Genomic DNA, 24,204 nt, shown 5'->3' with positions numbered 1-24,204 from the left:
CGGCTCCCGCAACCAAACATCAAAAAAGGCTACTCGAAAGAGTGGCCTTTTTTGTATCTGTTGAAAAAGTCCTTTCGCAACAATGATCTGTCACCGTGTGGTGAGCCGTTGGGGGTCACCAATGCGCCGAGTTCAGTCTATGCTCAATCGCAGACTCAGCCCTCTTCGACTGATGATGTGCAATCACCGACCGCCGGTGATTGGCGTTAATATTTGTGATTATTTTTTTCTACAGGGATTGGTAACTTGGCTGGATACCTCCATCCTGTCGCGCACAATCCAAGAGGTGATTGATGCGCGCCAACTCGTCTGATTCACAAGACACCGTCACAGCAACACAACCGATCAAGGCCGAGCGGTTGCGCTTGCTTGATCGCGTCAGCAAATACCGTCAGCCCATCGGCCTGGCGATAACGCTGCTGTTGTTTGCGATCGCGCTGATTGCCTGTCGTCACCTGCTGAGCGAACTCGATCTGGACGCTCTGCACGACTCGATCCTCGAAGTCCCCAAACCGGCCTTGCTCGGTGCGTTCGGCGCGACCGTCGTGGGTTTCATCATCCTGCTGGGTTACGAATGGTCGGCCAGTCGCTACGCCGGTGTGACCCTGGCACCGCGAACTCTGGCGCTAGGCGGGTTCACCGCTTTCGCCATCGGCAATGCCATCGGCCTTTCGATGCTGTCGGGCGGCTCGGTTCGCTACCGTCTATATGCACGCCATGGACTGGGGGCCACTGAAGTCGCCCACATGACGCTGTTCGCCAGCCTTTCGCTCGGCTGCGCCTTGCCGCCGCTCGCCGCTCTCGCCACGCTCAGCAACCTGCCAGCCGCCTCCGCCGCCCTGGGTCTTTCCGAAACCTTGCTGGGCAGCGTTGCGGGCGCCGTGTTGGTACTGTTTTCCGTCGTAGCCATCGGCATTTACCGTCGGCGCCTGCCGGAGCAACCTTACGCCGACAACCTGCTGGTCAGAGTCGGCCGTCGCACTTTGCGCCTGCCCGGGCGCCGCCTGACTTTTCTGCAACTGGTGATTACCGCACTGGACGTGGCAGCCGCCGCCACCGTGCTCTATCTGTTGCTGCCGGAAGCGCCGCCGTTCGGCGCATTTCTGCTGGTTTACCTGTTGGCGCTAGCCGCCGGCGTGCTCAGTCATGTGCCGGGCGGTGTCGGGGTGTTCGAAGCGATCTTGCTCGCAGCCTTCTCCGACGAGCTCGGCGCTGCGCCTCTGGCGGCCGCGCTGCTGCTCTATCGCCTGATTTATGTTGTGCTGCCGATGCTGGTGGCTTGCCTGCTGCTGCTGATCAACGAAGGCCAGCGCCTGTTTCAGACGCGCCAGACCCTGCGCGCAGCCTCCGGTCTGGCCGCGCCGATCCTCGCGGTGCTGGTGTTCCTGTCGGGCGTGGTGCTGCTGTTCTCCGGAGCCACCCCCGAAATCGACACCCGTCTGGAACACATCGGCTTCCTGATCCCGCACCGTCTGGTCGATGCCTCGCACTTTGGCGCCAGCCTGGTCGGCGTGCTGTGCCTGTTGCTGGCTCAGGGCCTGCGTCGGCGACTGTCGGCGGCGTGGATGCTGACCACCATTCTGTTGCTGGTCGGCGCCCTGCTCTCCTTGCTCAAGGGTTTCGACTGGGAGGAAGCCAGCCTGATGGTGCTGACGGCAAGCCTGCTCGGAGTCTTCCGACGCTCGTTCTATCGCCCCAGCCGCCTGACTGAATTGCCGTTCTCGCCGCTGTACCTGGTGGCGAGCCTGTGCGTACTCGGCGCCTCAATGTGGCTGCTGCTGTTCGCCTATCAAGATGTGCCGTACAGCCATCAACTCTGGTGGCAGTTCACCCTCGACGCCGACGCCCCGCGTGGCTTGCGCTCGCTGCTCGGCGCCGCCGTGTTGCTGGTGGTAGTGTCCCTGACCTGGCTGCTGCGCACCGCACGCCCGGTGATCCACCTGCCAACACCCGATGAACTGGAACGCGCCAGCAAGATCCTCATGGCGTCGGCACAACCGGACGGTGGCCTGGCCCTGACCGGCGACAAGGCGTTGCTGTTCCACCCCAACGACGAAGCGTTCCTGATGTACGCCCGCCGTGGCCGCAGCCTGGTGGCGCTGTATGACCCGATCGGCCCGGGCCAGCAACGGGCGGAAATGATCTGGCAGTTCCGCGACCTGTGCGACATCCATCACGCCCGCCCTGTGTTCTATCAAGTGCGCGCGGAGAACCTGCCGTACTACATGGACATCGGCCTGACCGCGATCAAGCTCGGTGAAGAAGCCCGGGTCGACCTCAAGCGTTTTGATCTCGAAGCCAAGGGCAAAGAGATGAAAGACCTGCGCTACACCTGGAATCGTGGCACCCGCGATGGTTTGTCGTTGGAGATCCATGAGCCGGGCCAAGCGCCGATGGATGAGCTCAAGGTGATTTCCGATGCCTGGCTGACCGGCAAGAACGTGCGTGAGAAAGGCTTCTCCCTCGGCCGCTTCAGTGATGATTACCTCAAGCATTTCCGCATTGCGGTGATCCGTTTCGAAGGGCGCCCGGTGGCGTTCGCCAACCTGCTCGAGACCTACGGCCATGACCTGGCCAGCCTCGACCTGATGCGCGCGCACCCGGACGCCCCCAAGCTGACCATGGAATTCATGATGGTCGGCCTGATTCAACATTATAAGAGTCACGGATACGCGCGCTTCAGCCTGGGCATGGTGCCGTTGTCGGGGTTGCAACCCCGTCGCGGCGCACCGCTGACCCAGCGCCTGGGCTCGATGGTATTCCGCCGTGGTGAGCAGCTCTACAACTTCCAAGGCTTGCGCCGCTTCAAAGACAAGTTCCAGCCTGACTGGGAACCCCGTTATATGGCCGTGCCCGCCGGACTCGATCCGCTGGTTGCTTTGGCCGACACTGCTGCCCTGATCGCGGGCGGCTTGACTGGATTGGTGAAACGCTGATGATTCAACGCTCCCTGAAGTACATCCTGGCCGCACTGATTGTGCTGGCCGTGATTCTCGGCGGCGGTTTCTGGTACCTCAAACGCCCGGCACCGGAACCGACCCTCGAACAGCTCACCCCGGCCGATGGCGCCTCCATGACCCGCGTCATCCCCGGCACCACGCCGAAGGCTCAGGTGCTGGTGGCGGTCAACGACGACCAGAAGCTCAATGACAAGCAACTGACCACCCTGAGCCGCAGCGCTTCGGCGCAAATCGTCCAGGTGATCCTGCCCAAGGACTGCCTGCTGCAAAGCCGCGCCCTGCAAGCAGGTCTGCGCGAACTGAAAGGCCCGGCCACGCTGGTCAGCGGCATCGGCCCTGGCGCCGTGCTGGCCTGGCGCTGGTTGTCGGAACAGAAGAACGACAAGGCCCAGGCCGTTTCGGTGGACCTGGCCCTGGAGAAACCCGGTGGTTGCACTCACCTGCTGCCGAAAAGCGCCGCCCACGGCCATTGGCTGGTGGCGTGGAACGACAACCCGGACGACACCAGCGCCGGTTTCGTGCGCGACCAACCCAACGCCGAAACCAGCATCAGTGACTACGACATCAACCTGCCGCAAGTGCTGAACAACGAACTGCGCAAAATCCTTGTCGGCGGCGACAAAGCTGCAGGTGGCCTGCAGATTCCAGTGGTCGAAGTGCCGGCCGGTCAGGCCAAGGACACCGTGACTCTGTTCCTGTCCGGTGATGGCGGCTGGCGCGATCTCGACCGCGATGTTGCGGGCGAGATGGCGAAAATCGGCTATCCAGTGGTCGGCATCGACACCTTGCGCTACTACTGGCAGCACAAGAGTCCCGAGCAAAGCGCCCTGGACCTGGCAGAACTGATGCAGCACTACCGGCAGAAATGGGGCACCAAGCGCTTCATCCTGACCGGTTACTCGTTCGGTGCCGACGTACTGCCGGCGATCTACAACCGCTTGGCCGAATCGGAACAGAATCGCGTCGACGCAATCATCCTGCTGGCCTTCGCCCGCACCGGCAGCTTCGAAATCGAAGTCGAAGGCTGGCTCGGCAACGCCGGCAAAGAAGCCGCCACCGGCCCGGAAATGGCCAAGCTGCCAGCCGCCAAGGTGGTGTGCATCTACGGTGAAGAAGAAGTCGACGAAAGCGGCTGCACCGACAAGAGCGCCGTGGGCGAAGTCATCAAACTGCCCGGCGGCCACCACTTCGACGAGAACTACCCGGCGCTGGCACAGCGTTTGGTGGGTGTGATCGAGAAGCGTCAGGCACAGGAAACCGAAGCTCAGGAGTGATCTGAGCCACACCTGCAAAAAGCCCCCGCAGCCGTTAGGTTGCGGGGGCTTTTTGTTGGAGGCTTACATCTCCACCTGCGTCCCCAGCTCAATCACCCGGTTCAGCGGCAGATTGAAGAACCGCAAATTGCCGTTGGCGTTCTGCAACATGAAGGCGAACAACGCTTCGCGCCAGCGGGCCATGCCTTCGAGCTTGGAGGCGATGACCGTTTCGCGGCTGAGGAAGTACGTGGTGCGCATCGGGCTGAAGTCCAGTTCATCGAGATGACACAGTTTCAACGCCTTCGGCACGTCCGGCTCGTCGGTGAAGCCGAAATGCAGGATCACCCGGAAGAAACCCTCGCCGTAGGAATCGACCTCAAAACGCCGGCTCGGCGGTACCCGCGGGATGTCTTCGTACACCACCGTCAGCAGCACCACTTGCTCGTGCAGCACCTGGTTATGCAACAGGTTGTGCAACAGCGCGTGAGGCACGGCGTCCGGGCGGGCGGTGAGAAACACGGCGGTGCCCTGGACCCGATGCGGCGGTTGCACGGCGATGCTGCTGATGAAAATCTCCAGCGGCAGCCCACCCTCGTCGATACGGTCAACCAGCAACTGCTTGCCGCGCTTCCAGGTGGTCATGAGGACAAACAAGGCGAGACCAGCAATCACCGGGAAAGCCCCGCCCTGGATGATTTTCGGCACGTTGGCGGCGAAGTACACACCGTCGACCACAAGGAAACCCAGCAAGATCGGCACCGCCAGGACCGGCGGCCACTTCCACAGCAGCAGGATAACCGCCGACACCAGAATGCTGGTCATCAGCATGGTGCCGGTCACCGCCACGCCGTAGGCCGAGGCCAGGGCACCGGAAGATTCGAAGCCAAGCACCAGCAGCACTACGCCGACCATCAGCGACCAGTTCACCGCACCGATGTAGATCTGGCCCTGTTCGGCGCTGGAGGTGTGCTGGATGTGCATGCGCGGAATGTAGCCGAGCTGGATCGCTTGGCGGGTCAGGGAGAAAGCTCCGGAGATAACGGCTTGGGAGGCAATCACCGTGGCCAGGGTCGACAGGCCTACCAGCGGGATCAACGCCCAGCTCGGCGCAAGCAGATAGAACGGGTTGCGCGCGGCTTCCGGATCACCGAGCAGCAAAGCACCCTGACCGAAGTAATTCAGCACCAGCGCTGGCAGCACCAGAATGAACCACGCGCGGGCAATCGGCTTGCGGCCGAAGTGGCCCATGTCGGCGTACAGCGCTTCGGCACCGGTCAAGGCCAGTACCACCGCGCCCAGGATTGCCACGCCCATGCCGGGATGAACGATGAAGAAACGCACGCCCCACACCGGGTTCATCGCTTGCAGCACTTCCGGGTGCTGAATGATGCCGTAGACACCCAAAGCCCCGAGCACCACAAACCAGGTCACCATGATCGGCCCGAACAGAATGCCGATGCGCGCGGTGCCATGACGCTGGATGAGAAACAACGCCACCAGCACGATCAACGACAGTGGCACCACCCAATGGTCGATGCCGTCGAACGCCAGCCCCAGGCCTTCAATTGCCGACAACACGGAAATCGCCGGGGTGATCATGCTGTCGCCATAGAACAGCGCCGCACCGATCAACCCGCAAACCACCAGAAAGCCGCGCAGCTTCGCATGCCCTGCCGCCGCCCGCCGCGCCAGCGCGGTCAAGGCCATGATCCCGCCTTCGCCCTGGTTGTCGGCGCGCAGGACGAACATCATGTACTTGATCGACACGACCCAGATCAACGACCAGAAGATCAGCGCCAGAATTCCCAGTACGCCGTCATGGTTGACCGGCACGCCATAGCCACCGGAGAACACTTCTTTGAGGGTGTACAGCGGACTGGTGCCGATATCGCCGTAAACCACCCCGACCGCCGCGACCAGCATGCCGATCGGCTTCGCTGCCGAATGCTCGGCGCCCGCAGCCTGACTACTTGCCTGACCCATCCAAAACTCCTGATTCCCAAACCGGCTTCTTCGAACGAAGCACTATGCTTTGTCATGCAGCATGCGCTGTTTTACTTCACGTTACAGACGTTTTGTTGACTGTAAAAAATCGGTAAAGCCCAACGGCGCGAAGCATAGCGCAGCACTCGTCGCATTTCCCTGCATAAAGCTGGTCAAGTGAACGTCTCATCGCTAGAATTGCGCACTTTTTGATCAGAGGCGCAGTTCAAGCGCCCGTCCGTCGGTTTTGCCCACCCCGGCAAGCGGCGTCACAAAATACCGAGGTTAGACATGTCCACCACTCCCGCGCCGGCCAATCCAAAGGTTGGCTTCGTATCCCTGGGTTGCCCGAAAGCTCTGGTCGACTCCGAGCGCATCCTTACCCAGTTGCGCATGGAAGGCTATGACGTCGTGTCCACTTATCAGGACGCCGATGTCGTGGTGGTCAACACCTGCGGTTTCATCGACTCGGCCAAGGCTGAATCCCTGGAAGTGATTGGCGAAGCCATCAAGGAAAACGGCAAGGTCATCGTGACCGGCTGCATGGGCGTCGAAGAAGGCAACATCCGCAACGTACACCCGAGCGTGCTGGCCGTGACCGGTCCGCAGCAGTACGAGCAAGTGGTCAACGCCGTGCACGAAGTCGTGCCGCCGCGTAAAGACCACAACCCGCTGATCGATCTGGTGCCGCCGCAAGGCATCAAGCTGACCCCGCGTCACTACGCCTACCTGAAGATTTCCGAAGGCTGCAACCACAGCTGCAGCTTCTGCATCATCCCGTCGATGCGCGGCAAACTGGTCAGCCGTCCGGTGGGCGATGTGCTCGACGAGGCACAACGCCTGGTCAAATCCGGCGTCAAAGAGCTGTTGGTGATCTCGCAAGACACCAGCGCCTACGGCGTGGACGTGAAATACCGCACCGGTTTCTGGAACGGCGCGCCAGTGAAAACCCGCATGACCGAACTCTGCGAAGCCCTGAGCACCCTCGGCGTCTGGGTTCGCCTGCACTACGTTTACCCGTACCCGCACGTCGACGAACTGATCCCGTTGATGGCCGCCGGCAAGATCCTGCCGTACCTGGACATCCCGTTCCAGCACGCCAGCCCGAAAGTGCTGAAGTCGATGAAACGCCCGGCGTTCGAAGACAAGACCCTGGCGCGCATCAAGAACTGGCGCGAGATCTGCCCGGACCTGATCATCCGTTCGACCTTCATCGTCGGCTTCCCCGGCGAAACCGAAGAAGACTTCCAATATCTGCTGAACTGGTTGACCGAAGCCCAGCTCGACCGCGTCGGCTGCTTCCAGTACTCGCCGGTGGATGGCGCTCCGGCCAACGACCTGGATCTGGAAGTTGTTCCGGATGACGTCAAGCAGGACCGTTGGGACCGCTTCATGGCGCACCAGCAGGCCATCAGCTCGGCGCGCCTGCAAATGCGCATCGGCCGTGAAATCGAAGTGCTGGTCGATGAAGTCGACGAGCAAGGCGCGGTCGGCCGCTGCTTCTTCGATGCCCCGGAAATCGACGGCAACGTATTCATCGACAACGGCAGCAACCTGAAACCGGGTGACAAGGTCTGGTGCAAAGTGACCGACGCCGACGAGTACGACCTGTGGGCTGAACAGATCTGACGCGCAAGCGACTGTAGGAGCTGCCGAAGGCTGCGATCTTTTGATCTTGAAAAAGATCGCAGCCTCGTTTCACTCGACAGCCCCTACAGGAATTGCGTTGAATACCAAAGCCCCGCTCTTTTTTACGAGATGCGGGGCTTTTTTACGGCTATCGTTTGGTGAGGAACGGATTCTCATCTTTTACAGCCGGTTGCAAAAATAAGGAGCAGGCGGGCATGCGCCAACACTCGGTCATCCATACACCGAAACAAAGCGATTACGAAGAATTGACCCAGGTCTGGGAGGCCTCGGTCCGCGCCACCCACGATTTCCTGCCGGACAGCTACATCGACCTGCTGAAGAACCTGGTGCTGACCCGCTACCTCGACGCGGTGATGCTGATCTGCACCAAGGACTCCAGCCAGCGCATTACCGGGTTCGCCGGGGTCGCGGCGGGCAAGATCGAAATGCTCTTCATCGACCCGGAGCATCGCGGCCAGGGACTGGGCAAGAAATTGCTGCGCTACGCGATGGAAAATCTCAACGCCGATGAGCTGGACGTCAACGAACAGAACCCGCAGGCCCTGGGGTTTTATTTCAAGCAGGGTTTTGAGGTGATCGGCCGTTCGGAAGTAGACGGCATGGGGCAGCCGTATCCGTTGTTGCATATGCGGATGCGCCAGAACCAGACACTTTCACAGCACGGCTGACCTAACACTGAACCCTGTGGGAGCTGGCTTGCCAGCGATGCAGGCGCTGCGGTCTATCCTGATGCGCCAAGGTGATGCAATCGCTGGCGAGCCAGCTCCCACAGGAAATGCGAGCGCATTGAAATGGAACCGGGCTTAACCGGCGCCAGGCAGGTACAATGCCCACCCCTTTTTTGTTACGGCCCTGTCATGACTGACCCGATTCGTCTCTCCAAACGCCTCATCGAACTCGTCGGCTGTTCCCGTCGGGAGGCTGAGCTGTTCATCGAGGGCGGCTGGGTCACCGTGGACGGCGAAGTCATCGACGAGCCGCAGTTCAAGGTCGGCGCGCAAAAAGTCGAGCTGGATCCAGAGGCCAAGGCCACTGCACCGGAACCGGTGACCATCCTGTTCAACGTGCCCGCCGGCATGGACGCGGACACCGCCATGGCGACCATCACCGCCGAAACCCTGAGCGAAGAACACCGCTACGGCAAACGTCCGCTCAAGGGCCACTTCCAGCGCCTGACCGCCAGCACTGACTTGCAGGCGAACGCCAGCGGTTTGCTGGTGTTCACCCAGGACTGGAAGATCCTGCGCAAGCTCACTGCCGACTCCAACAAGATCGAGCAGGAGTACGTGGTCGAGGTCGAAGGCAACATGGTCGAGCACGGCCTCAACCGCCTGCAGCACGGCCTGACCTACAAGGGCAAGGAACTGCCGCCGGTCAAGGCCAGCTGGCAGAACGAAAACCGCCTGCGTTTCGCCATGAAGAACCCGCAACCAGGCATCCTCGCCCTGTTCTGCCAGGCCGTCGGCCTGAAGGTCGTGGGCATCCGCCGCATCCGCATCGGCGGCGTGTCCATCGGCAAAGTGCCCGTGGGGCAATGGCGCTACATGTCCGGCAAAGAGAAGTTCTAAGGCTTTTCACGCCGCCACACATTTCGGCGTCGCGCCTGGCCGCGACGCCCACAGCTGAATATCAGGACTGCCCACATGATTCATAACGACGTACTGCGCAGCGTGCGCTACATGCTCGACATCAGCGACAAGAAAGTCATCGAGATCATCAAGCTCGGTGGCATGGATGTGAAACTCGAAGACCTGCTGACCTACCTCGACAAGAAAGAGGAAGACGAGGAAGGCTTCGTGCGCTGCCCGGATGAAGTCATGGCGCATTTCCTCGATGGCCTGGTGATCTTCAAGCGCGGCAAGGACGAAAGCCGTCCGCCGCAGCCGATCGAAGTGCCGGTGACCAACAACATCATTCTGAAAAAACTGCGCGTGGCCTTCGAACTCAAGGAGGACGACATGCACGCGATCCTCAAGGCTGCCGAGTTCCCGGTGTCCAAGCCTGAGCTGAGCGCACTGTTCCGCAAGTTCGGCCACACCAACTACCGCCCGTGCGGTGACCAGCTGCTGCGCAACTTCCTCAAGGGCCTGACCCTGCGCGTTCGCCCGCAGTAAGCCCCGCGCCTTCCTTGGGCTGCAAACGCGCAGCTCAAGGCCAGGCCATATGGCCTCTCATTCCGCTCAAAAATAGTGGCTCCGCTTCTGGCGGCTGACGACTAGGGTGTATAGACCCTCAGTTCTCAGGACTCGTCATGCACCCCTACTTTTCCCTGCAAGGCCGCACCGCTCTGGTGACCGGCGGCACCCGTGGCATCGGCAAAATGATCGCCAAGGCCTACGTCGAGGCCGGCGCCACCGTGTACGTCTGCGCCCGCGATGCCGAAGCCTGCCAGCAAACGGCTGATGAACTGAGTGCGTTCGGACGCTGCCACGGCGTGGCCGCCAACCTCGCTACCGAAGAAGGCGTGCTGCAATTGGCCACACGACTCGGTGAGCAAATCAGCCATCTCGACATTCTCGTGAACAACGCCGGCACCACGTGGGGCGCGCCATTGGAGAGCTACCCGATCAAGGGTTGGGAAAAGGTCATGCAGCTCAACGTGACGTCGGTGTTCAACTGCATCCAGCAATTCCTGCCGTTGCTGCGCAAAGCGGGTTCCGAAGCGAATCCGGCGCGGATCATCAACATCGGTTCGGTCGCAGGGATTTCATCGTTCGGCGAGCAGGCGTATGCCTACGGGCCGAGCAAAGCGGCATTGCATCAACTGTCGCGAATTCTGGCGCGGGAACTGGTGACCCAGCACATCAACGTCAACGTCATCGCACCGGGGCGCTTTCCCAGCAAGATGACCCAGCACATCGGCAATGATGAACAGGCATTGGCCGAGGATACGGCGTTGATCCCGATGAAGCGCTGGGGGCGCGAGGAAGAAATGGCGGCGCTGGCGATCAGCCTGGCGAGTACGGCAGGAGCGTACATGACTGGAAATATCATTCCGCTGGATGGTGGATTCAGCCTTTAAAAGATCGCAGCCTGCGGCAGCTCCTACACCGAACGAATTCCTCTGTAGGAGCTGCCGAAGGCTGCGATCTTTTGATCTTTGCGGCATCATGCCCTACCTGATTCCGCCTCGACTTCAAACCATGACCTACAGCGTTTCCCCCATCGGCTTCGTGCGCTCCTGTTTCAAGGAGAAGTTCGCCATCCCGCGCCAACCGCAACTGGCTCCGGCCGCGCGCGGTGTTCTGGAACTGGTGGCGCCATTCGATCAGGGCGATGCGGTGCAAGGGCTGGAGCAGGTCAGCCATGTCTGGCTGCTGTTCCTGTTTCATCAGGCGCTGGAAGAAAAACCACGCCTCAAAGTCCGCCCGCCTCGCCTGGGCGGCAACAAATCCATGGGCGTGTTTGCCACCCGCGCAACCCATCGCCCGAATGGTATTGGCCAATCAGTGGTCAAACTGGACAAGGTCGAAGCCAATCGCCTGTGGATATCCGGCATCGACTTGTTGGACGGCACGCCGATCCTCGACATCAAACCCTACGTGCCTTATGCCGACATCATCGACAACGCCTCCAACAGCATCGCCAGCGCCGCGCCACAGTTGATTGCCGTGCAGTGGACGGATGCCGCACTGCAACAGGCTCACGGGCACGCTCAGCGCCTGGATGAGCCCTTGGTCGAATTGATCGAGCAATGCCTGGCGCAAGATCCGCGCCCGGCCTATCAAACGCCGGCACCGGAACGGGAGTACGGCGCGCAGTTCTGGGATGTCGATGTGCGCTGGCACTATCCGACGCCAGAGCTGATCCGCGTTCTCGAAATCATCCCCGTAGCCAACACGTAGGAGCTGCCGCAGGCTGCGATCTTTTGACTTTAATCTTCAGTCGCGATTTAAAGATCTAGAGCCAGATCAAAAAATCGCAGCCTTCGGCAGCTCCTACAGGGAAGCAAAAAAGCCCGCGCTGCCTTAAGGCAACGCGGGCTTTTCAGTGTCGCCGCTTATTACTTCTCGACGAACGCACGCTCGATCAGGTAGTCACCCGGCTCGCGCATCCGCGGCGAGACTTTCAGGCCGAAGCTGTTCAACACTTCGCTGGTCTCGTCGAGCATGCTCGGGCTGCCGCACAGCATGGCGCGGTCGTCCTGCGGGTTGATCGGTGGCAGGCCGATGTCGCTGAACAGTTTGCCGCTGCGCATCAGGTCGGTCAGGCGACCTTCGTTCTCGAACGGCTCGCGGGTCACGGTCGGGTAGTAGATCAACTTGTCACGCAGCGCGTCACCGAAGAACTCGTTCTGCGGCAGGTGCTCGGTGATGAACTCGCGGTAAGCGACTTCGTTGACGTAACGTACGCCGTGGCACAGGATCACTTTTTCGAAACGCTCGTAGGTTTCCGGGTCCTGGATGACGCTCATGAACGGCGCCAGACCGGTACCGGTGCTGAGCAGGTACAAGTGTTTGCCAGGCTTCAGGTCATCGAGCACCAGCGTGCCGGTAGGCTTCTTGCTGATGATGATCTCGTCGCCTTCCTTCAGATGCTGCAACTGCGAAGTCAGCGGACCGTCAGGCACCTTGATGCTGAAGAACTCGAGATGCTCTTCCCAGTTAGGGCTGGCAATCGAGTAAGCGCGCATAAGCGGGCGGCCGTTGGGCTGTTGCAGGCCGATCATCACGAACTGACCGTTCTCGAAGCGCAGGCCCGGATCACGGGTGCACTTGAAGCTGAACAGAGTGTCGTTCCAGTGATGAACACTGAGGACACGCTCGTGGTTCATGTTGCTCATGTACGTGGGACTCCTGGAGATTGGTCTGCGCATGCGCTGCTAAAGATGCGGTGCGCAATTGCATCGCATTCTAATAGCAGTAACAATATCTGTTAAATGGATTATTAAGATAAGGGTTATCGGTTATATCGATATGCGATTTACTCTCCGTCAACTTCAAGTATTCGTCGCCGTCGCCCAGCAGGAAAGCGTATCCCGTGCTGCGGGCCTGCTCAACCTCTCGCAATCGGCGGCCAGCACTTCCATCACCGAACTGGAGCGCCAGTGCAGCTGCCAGTTATTCGACCGCGCCGGTAAACGGCTGAGCCTCAACGCCCTCGGCAAACAACTGTTGCCGCAAGCGGTGGCCCTGCTCGACCAGGCCAAGGAAATCGAAGACCTGCTCAACGGAAAATCCGGTTTTGGTTCATTGGCCGTGGGCGCGACCCTGACCATTGGCAATTATCTGGCCACCCTGTTGATCGGCAGCTTCATGCAGCGCCACCCGGAAAGCCAGGTGAAGCTGCATGTGCAGAACACTGCCAACATCGTGCAACAAGTGGCCCACTACGAAATTGATCTGGGTCTCATTGAAGGCGATTGCAGCCACCCGGACATCGAAGTGCAGAGCTGGGTTGAGGATGAGCTGGTGGTGTTTTGCGCGCCACAGCATCCGTTGGCCAAACGCGGCACCGCAACCATGGATGAGCTGAGCCACGAAGCCTGGATTTTGCGTGAACAAGGTTCGGGCACGCGACTGACATTTGATCAGGCCATGCGTCATCACCGCAGCTCGCTGAACATCCGCCTGGAGCTTGAGCACACCGAAGCGATCAAGCGCGCGGTGGAATCGGGTCTGGGGATTGGCTGCATTTCGCGCCTGGCGCTGCGGGACGCATTCCGTCGAGGCAGCCTGGTGCCGGTGGAAACACCGGACCTGGACCTGGCGCGGCAGTTCTACTTCATCTGGCACAAACAGAAATACCAGACCTCAGCGATGCGTGAGTTCCTCGATCTGTGCCGCGCGTTCACCGCCGGGGTGCAGCGCAGCGACGAGATCGTGTTGCCGACAATCGCTTAAAGCAGAATCAATGCCCACACCAGGCCAATCATGGTCAACGCCACGAATTGCGCGGCGCTGCCCATGTCCTTGGCGTTCTTCGACAGCGGATGCCGCTCAAGGGAAATTCGGTCGATGGCCGCTTCCACCGCCGAATTGAGCAATTCGACGATCAAGGCCAGCAGGCACACGGCGATCAGCAGCGCTTGCTCGACACGGCTGACGTTCAGGAAGAACGACAGCGGAATCAGGATGACGTTAAGCAATACCAGCTGCCGGAAAGCCGCTTCGCCGGTAAAGGCCGCGCGCAGGCCATCAAAGGAATAGCCGGAGGCGTTGAGAATACGTTTCAGGCCGGTCTGGCCTTTGAAAGGAGACATAGAGTGGGCAACTGACCAATAAAGGAGTGAGGAAGCTAGATTAACCAAAGTCAAAAAAGCGTGAATATGCCAACCCTTAGTGGCTCGAAATTGACTCAAGTTGTTGCAGCAGCAACGCCGCCTGAGTCCGGGTCCGCACATTCAGTTTACGGAAAATCGCGGTCACGTGGGCCTTGATGGTCGCTTCGGAAACGCTCAGTTCGTAAGCAATTTGCTTGTTGAGCAAGCCTTCGCAGACCATGGTCAACACCCGGAACTGCTGCGGCGTCAGGCTCGCAAGGCCTTCGCTGGCAGCCTTGGCTTCATCGGAAACACTGACCGCTTCGAATGCTTGCGGTGGCCAGTACACATCGCCATCCAGCACCGCACGCACGGCTTTCTGGATCACGCTGAGGTCGCTGGACTTGGGAATAAAGCCGCTAGCGCCGAATTCACGGGACTTGACCATCACCGAGGCTTCTTCCTGGGCCGAAACCATCACCACCGGAATCTGCGGGTACTGCCCGCGTAGCAACACCAGACCGGAAAAACCGTACGCCCCCGGCATGTTTAGATCCAGCAGTACCAGATCCCAATCGGATTTTTCGGTGAGGCGGGTTTCCAGTTCGGCAATGCTCGCCACTTCCACCAGTCGGACATCCGGGCCAAGGCCCAAGGTCAACGCTTGATGCAAGGCAGAACGGAAAAGTGGATGGTCATCGGCAATCAGGATTTCGTATGTGGCCATTTTTCAAATGATCCTGTTCTTCTAACAACTCGAGGTACAGCCACGGAGCTGCACCTGGGGGCACGTTCAACGCCAATACGTGGCAATTCACGTAGTTATTCGCATAAGAATACGGCGTTTCAAACTTCGGCCGCGCCCTGATCGGCGCCAAGCATGCCCAGCGAAACCGGGGTGGTCAAGCTACATGGCCAGTACAGTCTTTTGCAGTATGGGCGACAATCAGCCCATGACCGAGGCGAGGTTCTGCACAAACGGCAGCAGCTCGGCGTGCGCTGGCGTTTCGACGTTCATTTCAAGTTGTCGCTTGGCGTCGAGGTAATGCTGACTGAACACATCGAAATAAGCGTCCAGTGCCGATGCCGCTTGCACATCGCCCGCCAGATCGAGACACAGCGCCGCGACTTCCGCGGTGCACAAGTGCTCGCTGCGGGTAGATCGACGCAATTGGTAGCGTGAGAGTTTCTCTGGCAACAGGCTGAGGATCGGCAACCCGTCAAAGTAAGGACTTTTGCGGAAAATCTTCCGCGCTTCGGTCCAGGTCGCGTCCAACAGAATGAACAGCGGCCGCTTGGCGCTATCCACCGCCACACTGTGGGTCACGCGCTCGGGCTCGACATATTCCCCCGGAAATACCAGGTACGGTTGCCATTGCGGGTCGGACAACAGCGCCAGCAATTGCTGATCGACCTCGGTCCGCGACCAGATGAACGCGTGGTTATCGCGCACTACATCGGCAATCAGCCACCCGGTGTTGCTCGGTTTGAACACTTCCTTGCCGGTCATGATCAGGCACACCCCGGAACGGGTTTCGACCTGCGGGCGCCAGGCGCACAGGCAATGGCTCTCGATCACACGGCAGTTTCGGCAACGGGGCGCGCGCCAGCCGCGGGCCTGGATCGGCTTGATACCTTCGTCTTCGCGCTGATCGCGCAGGCGGGCTACGGCGTTGGGGGCATGGCTCATCGCAGGTAACGCCGACAAAGCAGGGAAATCGACACGAAAAACACTCGGCAGGGCAAAAAGTCCCGGCAGTTTACCAGACCGGTTGGCGCAAACCTGTACCGTCCAGGCCTCCTCCCCTATAATTCGCGGCCACTGAACGCACAGTCACGTGATGGGTCAAACCACCCATCACTGCCCCAGGAGAGTTTCATGCTGCGCCTTATCGTTCCCTCCACTGCCATTCTGCTGGCGTTGTCTTTCAACGCTCAGGCCGCATCCTTGAGTGAGCAGAATCTGAACAAAGAGCTGCAAAACGTCGCAAAACAAAGCAGCGTTGGCACTCCACGGGCAATCAATGAAGACATTCTCGATCAGGGCTACACCGTCGAAGGCAAAACGCTGATCAACCACTTGAGCGTGCAAAGCAGCCACGCCAACAAGATGCGCGCCGACCCGAAAGCCGTGTACTTCCAGCTGGGTGCCTCGGTCTGCAACAACCCATCGTTCCGCAAGCTGATGGCCAAGGGCGCGATCATGCGTTACGACTTCACCGAGGTGAAGACCAACCGTGCGGTGGGTTCTGCCAGCTATCAGGAATCGGATTGCCCGAAAACGCCGGCGAAGAAAAAGTAATCAGTGGGATTTCGCGCGCCGCTGTTCATCCTCGGCGCGCAATTCTGCCAGCAGTGCCTGCAAGTAACGTGACCGACGCTCCGCGCCCATCAAACGTCGGCAGCACTCCTCTTCAAGACTCAAATGATTGGTCTCGGCTGATGACTTGAGCAATCGATACAGCTGCGTATCGATCTCCAGAATGACTCTGGCCATTGGCTTCCCGCCTCCATGCACTCACTCGTGTTGAGCGATAAAATCCTTAAACCGCTTATACCGTGCGCCTTGCCGTAGACGCGAAGTTGTCGCATGACGCCTGTAACTTAGTAAATCAGAGTGCAGGACACTTGGTGCACGTTCGGACGAGCGGTGAAACCACCTTGCAAATAGTCAATAAGCGGTTGCCAGGAAAGACTTTGTGGCGCAATGATCAAGGCAGCGAAAATCCACGCAAGGGTCTAAATTTCAGGTATCCACGTTCACTTTTTCAGGGCAGGAAAGGGGCCGCCCGTTACGCGTTGTGTTATGCGAACGTTTCTTTCATCCAAGGGAAAAACAGAGCCTGTTTGGATGACCCGATGACCATTCGGGTCAAGTGGATCGCCCAGGCACGGGCTTGGGCAGACAGCGACACATGAAGTGTCGTGGCGTCGACTAATGCGTTGTCGGCACCGAGGGTTCTGTGCAGAAGGAGAAGTTGAATGCCTTACCAACCGAATGACCTCCTGAGCCGTCATTTTGAAGAAAGCGGCCACGACCTCATCAGCAAGGTCGAAGAGCAACTCAACCTTGTTTCACCCAACAGCCCGAACATCCCTATCTACCGCGACATGATCCTGACCGTGCTGCGCATGGCCCAGGAAGACCACAACCGCTGGAATGCCAAGATTACCCTGCAAGCCCTGCGCGAACTGGAGCACGCCTTCCGCGTGCTCGAACAGTTCAAGGGGCGCCGCAAAGTCACGGTGTTCGGCTCGGCACGCACACCCGTCGAACACCCGCTGTATGCAATGGCCCGGGAACTCGGTGCCGCGCTGGCACGCTCGGACCTGATGGTCATCACTGGCGCAGGCGGCGGCATCATGGCTGCCGCCCACGAAGGTGCCGGTCGGGATCACAGCCTCGGTTTCAACATCACCCTGCCCTTCGAGCAGCATGCCAATCCGACCGTCAACGGAACGAGCAACCTGCTGCCCTTCCACTTCTTCTTCACCCGCAAGCTGTTCTTCGTCAAGGAAGCCGATGCGCTGGTGCTGTGCCCTGGCGGATTCGGCACTCTGGATGAAGCACTGGAGGTACTGACGCTGATTCAGACCGGCAAAAGTCCACTGGTGCCGGTGGTGCTACTGGACGCGCCGGGTGGCAAGTTCTGGCAAGGCGCGCTGGACTTTATCCATCAGCAACTGGAGGAAAACCGCTACATCCTGCCCACCGACATGAAACTGGTGAGACTGGTCTACAGCGCCGAGGAAGCTGTCGAACACATCAACCAGTTCTACAGCAACTTCCACTCCAGCCGCTGGCTCAAGCATCAGTTCGTGATCCGCATGAATCACAAGCTCAGTGAGCGGGCACTCGAACATATGCAGGAAGCATTCGCGGACCTGTGCCTGAGCGATCAATTCCATCAACACGCCTACAGTGGCGAAGAGCACGATGAAGCGCAGTTCAGCCATCTGGCGCGATTGGCCTTCACCTTCAACGCCCGTGATCATGGTCGGTTACGAGAGCTGGTGGATTACATCAACCTGCCGGAAAACTGGGCGCAGTCCCAGCCTCAGGCACAACAGCGCACACGGGAACCTTCAAAGGTTACGTGAGGCACAAAAAAACGGCCCGCTATCAAAATAGCGAGCCGTTTCAGTCAATCGTCCATCCCTCGGCCGCTGAACAAGCGGCTGATCATCTCCATGGAAAATCCCCGATACGCCAGGAACCTGCCCTGTTTGGCACGTTCCCGCGCATCTATCGGTAAATGCCCGGAAAACTTGCGCCGCCAGGTATCCATCAGTTGCTCCTGCCAGTCGATACCGCTCTCGCGCAAGGCGAGTTCGATGTCGCTGCGTTGCAGGCCGCGCTGGCTCAACTCTTCACGAATGCGCAAAGGGCCATAACCGGAACGGGCGCGATAGGAAACGAAGCTTTCGAGGTAACGGGATTCGGACAACAAGCCCTCTTCCGTCAACCGGTCGAGTGCTGTTTCGATCATTTCAGGAAGAGCGCCGCGCTGACGCAGTTTACGCGTCAGCTCGACTCGACCGTGCTCGCGTCGTGCGAGCAGGTCCATTGCGGTTCGCCGCACCGCGACGAGTGTATCGAGTACGGCGGTCATCGGATCAATCAGATATCAGCGTCAGCCAGATCGTCTTCGGTCTCTTTGACTGCAGAAGCTTTGGCGTCTGCTACCGACGAAGGCGACAGCAGCTTGTCGCGCAGTTGCTTCTCGAGCTTCGCCGCGATTTCCGGATTGTCTGCCAGGAACTTGGCCGAGTTAGCCTTGCCCTGACCGATCTTGGTGCCTTCATAGGCATACCACGCACCGGATTTTTCAACGAAGCCGTGCAGAACACCCAGGTCGATCATCTCGCCATTGAGGTAGATGCCCTTGCCGTAAAGAATCTGGAACTCGGCCTGACGGAACGGCGAAGCCACCTTGTTCTTCACAACCTTGACGCGGGTTTCGCTACCAACGACTTCATCACCTTCTTTCACCGCGCCAGTACGACGGATGTCCAGACGAACCGAAGCGTAGAACTTCAGCGCGTTACCACCGGTGGTGGTTTCCGGGCTGCCGAACATCACGCCGATTTTCATACGGATCTGGTTGATGAAGATCACCAGGCAGTTGGCGTTCTTGATGTTACCGGTGATTTTACGCAGCGCCTGGGACATCAGACGGGCTTGCAGGCCCACGTGCATGTCACCCATTTCGCCTTCGATTTCAGCCTTTGGCACCAGAGCGGCCACGGAGTCGACGATGATCACGTCAACCGCGTTGGAACGCACCAGCATGTCGGTGATTTCCAGGGCCTGTTCGCCGGTGTCCGGCTGGGAAACCAGCAGGTCATCGACGTTGACGCCCAGCTTGCCGGCGTACTCAGGGTCGAGGGCGTGTTCGGCATCGACGAATGCGCAGGTCGCGCCGGCTTTTTGAGCCTGGGCAATCACGGACAAGGTCAGCGTGGTTTTACCGGAAGATTCAGGACCGTAGATTTCAACAATACGGCCTTTTGGCAGACCGCCGATGCCGAGAGCGATGTCCAGACCCAGAGAGCCAGTGGAGATGGCCGGGATCGCCTGACGATCCTGATCGCCCATACGCATTACGGCACCCTTGCCGAATTGACGTTCGATCTGACCCAGGGCCGCAGCCAAGGCTTTCTTCTTGTTGTCGTCCATTAAAGTCCTCACGTAATCAATAAGGCCTGACGGCCAACACCTGTATAAGTAGCCAGTATTATTCCACAGCGATTCCGGATCGCCTACCCCCGATTTGAGATTTCTTCCGCGGTGTAGCGCAGCAGCCCCTCTAGCGCGGCCTTAACCGTTTGTCGGCGGACCTCGTCGCGGTCACCGGGGAAGTGCTGCAGCTCGCTGAACACTCGCTCACCAACGCCCCAGGCCAGCCAAACCGTGCCCACCGGTTTGCTCGGCGAACCACCGTCCGGCCCGGCCACGCCACTGACTGCCACGGAAAAAAACGCACGGCTTTTATCCTGCGCGCCTTTGGCCATCGCTTCGACCACCTCGCGACTGACCGCCCCCACCGTGGTGAACAACTCCACCGGAACATTCAGTTGCAGGTTTTTCTGCAAGTTGGAGTAGGTGACATAACCGGCCTCGAACCACGCCGAGCTGCCTGGAATGCGGGTGATTGCCTCGGCGATCCCGCCACCGGTACAAGATTCGGCCGTGGATACGTGGGCATTGAGAAGCTGCAATTGCCTGCCAAGGTCAGCGGCCAGTTGGGTGATTACTTTCACGGTCATCTCCTGATCGGGCGGAATGAGACCTACCGTACACGAGCGCATCGCGCTTGCAAGTTACAGGGTCGATCAAGATGTTAGCGGATGAGCGCACTGACGTAGGCCTGACAAGCCTGCAAGGCGATCAGTCCGCGGTCGCCGGCATCGGTGATAGCGATAATTCGTTGAGCATGCGTCGGGTCAAGTCGGGCGCGTACGGCGCCATGATCCACGCTGCCGGGGCCGGCGGCGGCTGGCACTGTATAGATTGCAGCTGCGTCACTGGCATCGAGGAGGACTGACAAGCGCACATCAGCAGTGGCAAGACGATCGCGCAGGCGATCCTGATTACGTTGGGCATCACTCAACACTCGGTAATGATTTTGTTCGCTGGCTGACAATTGCTGCTCCAGGACCAGGCGTTTTTCCTGCTCCAAACGCTGCTGGGTGGCGTTGGCCTGAGTCATTTGGTTCAGCGTTTCGCTGTGCAAACGAGCCTGTTCCGCCAGTTGCCGGCCATAGCGCCAATCCTGAAAGTGCCAGGCCAGTGCCGCAGAACAACCGGCCAGCACAACAATGCCTATAAAGCGCCAGGACATCAGATCGAGGGTTGACATAACACCGCCCTCGCCCGCGCCCACAGCTGCAAGCGATCCTGCAAGCCGTTCAAGCCGCCATTGATGCGGCGGGTGATGCTGTTGAACTGGTCGCGGTCGGCCAGTTCATTGAGACCGTTCTGCTCCCAGAACCACGCGGCGGATTCGGCGGCCCATTGCGGTTGCTCCAGAAGTTCAGGCTGGGCAAGCAGACGTTCGTCGCCGAACAGGCCAAGGCTGCACTGATAATAGTTGTGGCGACCGGTGATCTGGATCAGCCCTCGGCCGCGATAACGCTGACCATCTCCGTCGAGTTCTGGGGTATTGCCCAAGAAAGCAGCCAGCGCACCGGTATCGTATTTGCTCAAGTATTGATCGCCGCCCAGCTCACGCACGTATTGCAACTGCCCTGACTCATGACCGGCTTGTGCCAGGAAAGCGGCCATGCGTTTTGGGGTGTTGATATCGTGACGAACCATAGCGTCGTTAAGAGACAAGATGAAAACACCGGCGTGAAATCGGGCGCCGGGCATAATGCTTAGTAGCTGTTGTTGGGTGATCGTCATGAAGACTCCATACTTTTAAGAAAATGACGCATCTGCGAAGTACCCATTTGATATCTCCATTTGCGCTTTTCTCTCTGAAAATTTAAACAGATTCATTGCACACCATCACTATTTAGACATGTACATAAATTTTATAATTGAGCACACCATGGGAGTAATTCTTCACCTACCGCCGACTAACAGCGGCAGGTGAACAACCTATTGCAACCAATCAAACCGAAGCATTAGTTCCAGTTATTCGGTTACAACTTGTGGCGTATCAGGCCAAACAATGGCAAGGGGATAAGTAGGCTGTTTATCAATAGCGCCCAGATTGATCGTATAACGCTTCCACTCCAACAAAGCCGCAACTTGCGTAGCGCTTGCCTCATAAAAATCGTAGGCAAACTGCAATGGAGCTACACGAATAACCGCTTTACTCAGTCGAATATCCTGTTCGATTGCTGCCTCCCTGACTTTTCCTGCGTACTGTGCCTCCACATCCAGCACCCAATCGTCGTTCAACCAAAAGTAATACATCCCAGGATAAGGTTTATCAGTGAGATAATCAGGTAGCGGTCCCGGCACAAGTACATATTCCTCTATCCCACTGTCTTTTCGGTAAAACGGCTTGTTGCGCAAGTCAATCAATTGAACGGCAGCATCGTTATGCCACACCCACACATATCCAGCATCCGCAGGTGGCAAAGCTTGCGGCAGGGAAATCGCGGTATAAGGCAATTCACCACCAGGACCGGGCGTCAGGTCTACAGGCCCTTCAAGCACCTTGGTAAATTGATTCACATAGTAATAAACCATAAACACCTCTCTCTTTTTTTAAACAACATTAAAACCCAGACTGTAACCAAGTTCAGTCGAGTCAATTTGCCTTTATTGGCAACTCGGGCGAGCGTGTATAAACACGCAATATTAGATGGGGTAAAAATTTGATGATGTGGACATAATAAGTGGCAGAGCGTTATGTCGTCGGTATCAGGCAAGTTGCCGCGATCTTGCAGCGAGTGCTGTCTTTTCGGTCTTGTTCATGCGTCGAAAGATTCACTGCTGGTCGGAGCGAGAATCACGGGGCGGCACTTCACACACCCCGATCCGTTTGGCCGCCCAGCGCTCATATAGCCCGATGGCTACATCCGCCCCGGCCATCGCCGTCAGGCAACCAAAGGCGCCCGCGGCCCAGATCGACACGCCGGCGGCGTACAGCAGCAGGATGGCCGAGACCCCGCAGACCATGCAGGCGCCGGAGCGCAAGGCCAGCCGCCGCAGTAGTGACCAGCCGCGGGCGCCGTCCTTGTCGGCGCGCCACATTTCGCCGGACACCCCGCCCACCAGGGCGAGGACGATGACGAGCCAGATCGGCATGTCCAGCAACGCTTGTTGCTCGTTTGTCATTTCACGCCTCCCGGGTGATTGATGAGTGATAGATGTTGGGTTCAATCGCTGTCTCTTGTGCGCCTGACATCAGGTAGGCATTCCAAAAAGCCCGACTCGCGTCGGGCTTTTCAGTAATGCGGTCCTTCGCGTCGACCTTTCGGCGCTACTGGCGCGGTACGGGTCCATTCAAATTGTTTTTCCGACCGCGGTCCCTGCCCGCCGGATAACTGCTTCTGGTGCTTTACGCTGCACACCCGGGTCAGTTGCCAACCCTCTGAACCGTTGAGGCCGGTTCATCGCTGCCTTTTTTGGTGGAACTAAAGAGCTTCATTTCGAGCCGCTTTGTTGAGCGGCTTGAGACAAAGAATATGCATGGATGCATATACAGTCAATGCATAAATGCATTTATTTATGCGCATCAAATGCACAAATGCATGGAAGGTCCATAGACAAAGGCGCTGGCGGCTTTTGGCAGGCGAAAAAAAACCCGCTCGATGGCGGGTTTTATCTGACAGCGGTGAGGTTAACGGGCGTACATGCCCCACCAGAAGACGTGACCGAGGATGACAATTTGCTCCTCCTGCATTTCCTGGAAGCTGTAGTCCTCATCCGGATGTTCATCGCGGTTGAAGCTGCGCAGACGAATCCCGGTCGGCAGGCGATAAAGCTGTTTTACCCGCAACTGGCCGTTATGGTTGATTGCATAAAGGTCGCCATCAATGATGTCGCCAATCCCGCATTTGCCGGCATTGACCCCGACCGTGGCACCGTCGCGCAGCACCGGCAACATGCTGTTGCCACGCACGGTCACGCATTTGGCCTGGTCGAACTGCACACCGTTATGGCGCAAGCTGCGCTTGCCAAAGCGCAGGCTAGAGCGCTCGCTCTCTTCGATGACGAATCTTCCTGATCCCGCAGCCAATTCAACCTCACGAAGAAAGGGCACCGACACCTCGTCGTCATCGACGGGGGTATCGTCGTCCCACAGACTTATGTCCTTGAGTTCCGAATGCAGTTCTTCGCGCGCGCCAATGCCAGCTGGCGTGACTTCCGCGCGGCCGCGCAATTGGTCGGTGCTCACGGCGAAGTACTCGGCGATCTTCGAAATGTGTTTATCCGAAGGATCGACGATCTTCCCGCTGAGAATCCGCGAGAGTGTGGATTGAGGCACGCCGGTGCGACGGTGAAGCTCCGTGGGGGAGATCCCGTGCTGATCGAGCAGCGCTCTTAAGACGGTAGAAACATTGCGTTTTTGCATAACGCGCATATTGCTTGTTCTTTTCGCGGGAGGCAAATGCAGAATTGCATTAAAGGCGCATAACCCGGCAGAAACCAACCGCGTGGCGTTCGTGCCTGCGTCCGACAGACCGCCCA

Annotated in this window: 26 protein-coding genes; 12 read left to right on the top strand and 14 right to left on the bottom strand. The window is 58.7% G+C overall.

The features are described 5' to 3' along the window. From ACW9JC_RS09755 to ACW9JC_RS09745, 3 genes are all read left to right on the top strand, one after another. On the top strand, window positions 1-210 hold a 210-nt coding region (locus ACW9JC_RS09755; RefSeq protein ID WP_457454872.1), incomplete at its 5' end, for a hypothetical protein. An 83-nt stretch (window positions 211-293) separates the two neighbouring features. Beyond that, window positions 294-2,936 carry a bifunctional lysylphosphatidylglycerol flippase/synthetase MprF gene (mprF, locus tag ACW9JC_RS09750; RefSeq protein ID WP_457454871.1) on the top strand — a complete coding sequence of 881 codons (2,643 nt, stop codon included), beginning with the start codon at window positions 294-296 and terminating at the stop codon, window positions 2,934-2,936. Next, window positions 2,936-4,234, top strand: a complete 1,299-nt coding sequence (locus tag ACW9JC_RS09745; protein WP_457454870.1) for an AcvB/VirJ family lysyl-phosphatidylglycerol hydrolase — start codon at window positions 2,936-2,938, stop codon at window positions 4,232-4,234. Before mprF ends, ACW9JC_RS09745 begins: the two co-directional genes overlap by 1 nt. A gap of 63 nt (window positions 4,235-4,297) precedes the next feature. On the opposite strand, the gene ACW9JC_RS09740 is transcribed toward ACW9JC_RS09745, so the two are convergent. Further along, a complete protein-coding gene (locus tag ACW9JC_RS09740) occupies window positions 4,298-6,199 on the bottom strand; it encodes a potassium transporter Kup (protein ID WP_448106592.1) in 1,902 nt (633 codons plus the stop codon). Between the two features lie 291 nt (window positions 6,200-6,490). On the opposite strand from ACW9JC_RS09740, the gene rimO reads away from it, so the two are divergent. From rimO to tsaA, 6 genes are all read left to right on the top strand, one after another. Then, window positions 6,491-7,828 (top strand): 30S ribosomal protein S12 methylthiotransferase RimO, encoded by a 1,338-nt coding sequence (gene rimO, locus ACW9JC_RS09735; protein WP_338585084.1) that lies wholly within the window; start codon window positions 6,491-6,493, stop codon window positions 7,826-7,828. A 215-nt stretch (window positions 7,829-8,043) separates the two neighbouring features. Further along, window positions 8,044-8,517 carry a GNAT family N-acetyltransferase gene (locus tag ACW9JC_RS09730; RefSeq protein ID WP_457454868.1) on the top strand — a complete coding sequence of 158 codons (474 nt, stop codon included), beginning with the start codon at window positions 8,044-8,046 and terminating at the stop codon, window positions 8,515-8,517. 189 nt (window positions 8,518-8,706) lie between these two features. Continuing rightward, entirely contained in the window at window positions 8,707-9,417 is a 711-nt protein-coding gene (locus ACW9JC_RS09725) for an rRNA pseudouridine synthase (RefSeq protein WP_457454866.1), read from the top strand. A gap of 75 nt (window positions 9,418-9,492) precedes the next feature. After that, on the top strand, window positions 9,493-9,963 hold the full coding sequence (locus ACW9JC_RS09720; protein ID WP_338585081.1) for a YehS family protein: 471 nt from the start codon (window positions 9,493-9,495) through the stop codon (window positions 9,961-9,963). Between the two features lie 137 nt (window positions 9,964-10,100). Continuing rightward, the gene (locus ACW9JC_RS09715) at window positions 10,101-10,871 is read left to right on the top strand and encodes an SDR family oxidoreductase (protein WP_457454865.1); all 771 of its coding nucleotides are present in this window, start codon (window positions 10,101-10,103) and stop codon (window positions 10,869-10,871) included. A 121-nt stretch (window positions 10,872-10,992) separates the two neighbouring features. Next, on the top strand, window positions 10,993-11,694 hold the full coding sequence (tsaA, locus tag ACW9JC_RS09710) for a tRNA (N6-threonylcarbamoyladenosine(37)-N6)-methyltransferase TrmO (protein ID WP_457454863.1): 702 nt from the start codon (window positions 10,993-10,995) through the stop codon (window positions 11,692-11,694). A gap of 158 nt (window positions 11,695-11,852) precedes the next feature. On the opposite strand, the gene fpr is transcribed toward tsaA, so the two are convergent. Then, complete coding sequence (fpr, locus tag ACW9JC_RS09705) at window positions 11,853-12,632, bottom strand: ferredoxin-NADP reductase (protein ID WP_008054100.1); 780 nt, start codon at window positions 12,630-12,632, stop codon at window positions 11,853-11,855. A 133-nt stretch (window positions 12,633-12,765) separates the two neighbouring features. Between fpr and ACW9JC_RS09700 the strand changes: the two genes are divergently transcribed. Next, entirely contained in the window at window positions 12,766-13,692 is a 927-nt protein-coding gene (locus tag ACW9JC_RS09700; protein WP_033047456.1) for a LysR family transcriptional regulator, read from the top strand. On the opposite strand, the gene ACW9JC_RS09695 is transcribed toward ACW9JC_RS09700, so the two are convergent. From ACW9JC_RS09695 to ACW9JC_RS09685, 3 genes are all read right to left on the bottom strand, one after another. Beyond that, window positions 13,689-14,051 carry a diacylglycerol kinase gene (locus ACW9JC_RS09695; protein ID WP_338585078.1) on the bottom strand — a complete coding sequence of 121 codons (363 nt, stop codon included), beginning with the start codon at window positions 14,049-14,051 and terminating at the stop codon, window positions 13,689-13,691. The two genes, ACW9JC_RS09700 and ACW9JC_RS09695, sit on opposite strands and share 4 nt — an antisense overlap. A 76-nt stretch (window positions 14,052-14,127) precedes the next feature. After that, the gene (gene erdR / locus ACW9JC_RS09690) at window positions 14,128-14,778 is read right to left on the bottom strand and encodes a response regulator transcription factor ErdR (protein ID WP_175389034.1); all 651 of its coding nucleotides are present in this window, start codon (window positions 14,776-14,778) and stop codon (window positions 14,128-14,130) included. A gap of 219 nt (window positions 14,779-14,997) precedes the next feature. After that, entirely contained in the window at window positions 14,998-15,741 is a 744-nt protein-coding gene (locus tag ACW9JC_RS09685) for a tRNA-uridine aminocarboxypropyltransferase (protein ID WP_457454859.1), read from the bottom strand. A 189-nt stretch (window positions 15,742-15,930) separates the two neighbouring features. Between ACW9JC_RS09685 and ACW9JC_RS09680 the strand changes: the two genes are divergently transcribed. Next, window positions 15,931-16,353, top strand: coding sequence for a PA3611 family quorum-sensing-regulated virulence factor (locus tag ACW9JC_RS09680; RefSeq protein WP_338585076.1), 423 nt, complete (start codon window positions 15,931-15,933; stop codon window positions 16,351-16,353). Here ACW9JC_RS09680 and ACW9JC_RS09675 read toward each other — a convergent pair whose 3' ends face one another. Beyond that, entirely contained in the window at window positions 16,354-16,548 is a 195-nt protein-coding gene (locus ACW9JC_RS09675) for a hypothetical protein (protein WP_338585075.1), read from the bottom strand. 485 nt (window positions 16,549-17,033) lie between these two features. Here ACW9JC_RS09675 and ACW9JC_RS09670 point away from each other — a divergent pair, with 485 nt between their 5' ends. Continuing rightward, window positions 17,034-18,152: an LOG family protein gene (locus ACW9JC_RS09670; RefSeq protein WP_338585074.1), complete on the top strand. Its 1,119-nt coding sequence runs from the start codon at window positions 17,034-17,036 to the stop codon at window positions 18,150-18,152. A 44-nt stretch (window positions 18,153-18,196) separates the two neighbouring features. Here ACW9JC_RS09670 and recX read toward each other — a convergent pair whose 3' ends face one another. The 8 genes from recX to ACW9JC_RS09630 form a co-directional block, all read right to left on the bottom strand. After that, on the bottom strand, window positions 18,197-18,664 hold the full coding sequence (recX, locus tag ACW9JC_RS09665; RefSeq protein ID WP_416128058.1) for a recombination regulator RecX: 468 nt from the start codon (window positions 18,662-18,664) through the stop codon (window positions 18,197-18,199). A gap of 8 nt (window positions 18,665-18,672) precedes the next feature. After that, complete coding sequence (recA, locus tag ACW9JC_RS09660) at window positions 18,673-19,731, bottom strand: recombinase RecA (RefSeq protein ID WP_060541059.1); 1,059 nt, start codon at window positions 19,729-19,731, stop codon at window positions 18,673-18,675. 83 nt (window positions 19,732-19,814) lie between these two features. Further along, a complete protein-coding gene (locus ACW9JC_RS09655) occupies window positions 19,815-20,315 on the bottom strand; it encodes a CinA family protein (protein WP_338585072.1) in 501 nt (166 codons plus the stop codon). A gap of 80 nt (window positions 20,316-20,395) precedes the next feature. Next, a complete protein-coding gene (locus ACW9JC_RS09650; RefSeq protein WP_457454856.1) occupies window positions 20,396-20,914 on the bottom strand; it encodes a lysis system i-spanin subunit Rz in 519 nt (172 codons plus the stop codon). Next, window positions 20,896-21,459: a glycoside hydrolase family 19 protein gene (locus ACW9JC_RS09645; RefSeq protein WP_457454854.1), complete on the bottom strand. Its 564-nt coding sequence runs from the start codon at window positions 21,457-21,459 to the stop codon at window positions 20,896-20,898. The genes ACW9JC_RS09650 and ACW9JC_RS09645 overlap by 19 nt, the downstream gene beginning before the upstream one ends. 234 nt (window positions 21,460-21,693) lie before the next feature. Further along, on the bottom strand, window positions 21,694-22,257 hold the full coding sequence (locus ACW9JC_RS09640) for a tail fiber assembly protein (protein ID WP_457454852.1): 564 nt from the start codon (window positions 22,255-22,257) through the stop codon (window positions 21,694-21,696). 240 nt (window positions 22,258-22,497) lie between these two features. After that, the gene (locus tag ACW9JC_RS09635; protein WP_457454851.1) at window positions 22,498-22,848 is read right to left on the bottom strand and encodes a phage holin family protein; all 351 of its coding nucleotides are present in this window, start codon (window positions 22,846-22,848) and stop codon (window positions 22,498-22,500) included. A 505-nt stretch (window positions 22,849-23,353) separates the two neighbouring features. Beyond that, window positions 23,354-24,088, bottom strand: coding sequence for a LexA family transcriptional regulator (locus ACW9JC_RS09630; RefSeq protein WP_448109870.1), 735 nt, complete (start codon window positions 24,086-24,088; stop codon window positions 23,354-23,356). Between the last annotated feature and the right edge of the window lie 116 nt (window positions 24,089-24,204).

It is taken from the genome of Pseudomonas sp. SDO5591_S426, assembly GCF_054070755.1.
This window is presented reverse-complemented; position numbering and strand designations above follow the sequence as displayed.

Excerpts from the sequence above, each read along its gene's own strand:
- mprF (WP_457454871.1), top strand. The coding sequence starts at position 294 with ATGCGCGCCAACTCGTCTGATTCACAAGACACCGTCACAGCAACACAA.
- ACW9JC_RS09745 (WP_457454870.1), top strand. The coding sequence starts at position 2,936 with ATGATTCAACGCTCCCTGAAGTACATCCTGGCCGCACTGATTGTGCTG.
- ACW9JC_RS09740 (WP_448106592.1), bottom strand. The coding sequence starts at position 6,199 with ATGGGTCAGGCAAGTAGTCAGGCTGCGGGCGCCGAGCATTCGGCAGCG.
- rimO (WP_338585084.1), top strand. The coding sequence starts at position 6,491 with ATGTCCACCACTCCCGCGCCGGCCAATCCAAAGGTTGGCTTCGTATCC.
- ACW9JC_RS09730 (WP_457454868.1), top strand. The coding sequence starts at position 8,044 with ATGCGCCAACACTCGGTCATCCATACACCGAAACAAAGCGATTACGAA.
- ACW9JC_RS09725 (WP_457454866.1), top strand. The coding sequence starts at position 8,707 with ATGACTGACCCGATTCGTCTCTCCAAACGCCTCATCGAACTCGTCGGC.
- ACW9JC_RS09720 (WP_338585081.1), top strand. The coding sequence starts at position 9,493 with ATGATTCATAACGACGTACTGCGCAGCGTGCGCTACATGCTCGACATC.
- ACW9JC_RS09715 (WP_457454865.1), top strand. The coding sequence starts at position 10,101 with ATGCACCCCTACTTTTCCCTGCAAGGCCGCACCGCTCTGGTGACCGGC.
- tsaA (WP_457454863.1), top strand. The coding sequence starts at position 10,993 with ATGACCTACAGCGTTTCCCCCATCGGCTTCGTGCGCTCCTGTTTCAAG.
- fpr (WP_008054100.1), bottom strand. The coding sequence starts at position 12,632 with ATGAGCAACATGAACCACGAGCGTGTCCTCAGTGTTCATCACTGGAAC.
- ACW9JC_RS09700 (WP_033047456.1), top strand. The coding sequence starts at position 12,766 with ATGCGATTTACTCTCCGTCAACTTCAAGTATTCGTCGCCGTCGCCCAG.
- ACW9JC_RS09695 (WP_338585078.1), bottom strand. The coding sequence starts at position 14,051 with ATGTCTCCTTTCAAAGGCCAGACCGGCCTGAAACGTATTCTCAACGCC.
- erdR (WP_175389034.1), bottom strand. The coding sequence starts at position 14,778 with ATGGCCACATACGAAATCCTGATTGCCGATGACCATCCACTTTTCCGT.
- ACW9JC_RS09685 (WP_457454859.1), bottom strand. The coding sequence starts at position 15,741 with ATGAGCCATGCCCCCAACGCCGTAGCCCGCCTGCGCGATCAGCGCGAA.
- ACW9JC_RS09680 (WP_338585076.1), top strand. The coding sequence starts at position 15,931 with ATGCTGCGCCTTATCGTTCCCTCCACTGCCATTCTGCTGGCGTTGTCT.
- ACW9JC_RS09675 (WP_338585075.1), bottom strand. The coding sequence starts at position 16,548 with ATGGCCAGAGTCATTCTGGAGATCGATACGCAGCTGTATCGATTGCTC.
- ACW9JC_RS09670 (WP_338585074.1), top strand. The coding sequence starts at position 17,034 with ATGCCTTACCAACCGAATGACCTCCTGAGCCGTCATTTTGAAGAAAGC.
- recX (WP_416128058.1), bottom strand. The coding sequence starts at position 18,664 with ATGACCGCCGTACTCGATACACTCGTCGCGGTGCGGCGAACCGCAATG.
- recA (WP_060541059.1), bottom strand. The coding sequence starts at position 19,731 with ATGGACGACAACAAGAAGAAAGCCTTGGCTGCGGCCCTGGGTCAGATC.
- ACW9JC_RS09650 (WP_457454856.1), bottom strand. The coding sequence starts at position 20,914 with ATGTCAACCCTCGATCTGATGTCCTGGCGCTTTATAGGCATTGTTGTG.
- ACW9JC_RS09645 (WP_457454854.1), bottom strand. The coding sequence starts at position 21,459 with ATGACGATCACCCAACAACAGCTACTAAGCATTATGCCCGGCGCCCGA.
- ACW9JC_RS09640 (WP_457454852.1), bottom strand. The coding sequence starts at position 22,257 with ATGGTTTATTACTATGTGAATCAATTTACCAAGGTGCTTGAAGGGCCT.
- ACW9JC_RS09635 (WP_457454851.1), bottom strand. The coding sequence starts at position 22,848 with ATGACAAACGAGCAACAAGCGTTGCTGGACATGCCGATCTGGCTCGTC.
- ACW9JC_RS09630 (WP_448109870.1), bottom strand. The coding sequence starts at position 24,088 with ATGCAAAAACGCAATGTTTCTACCGTCTTAAGAGCGCTGCTCGATCAG.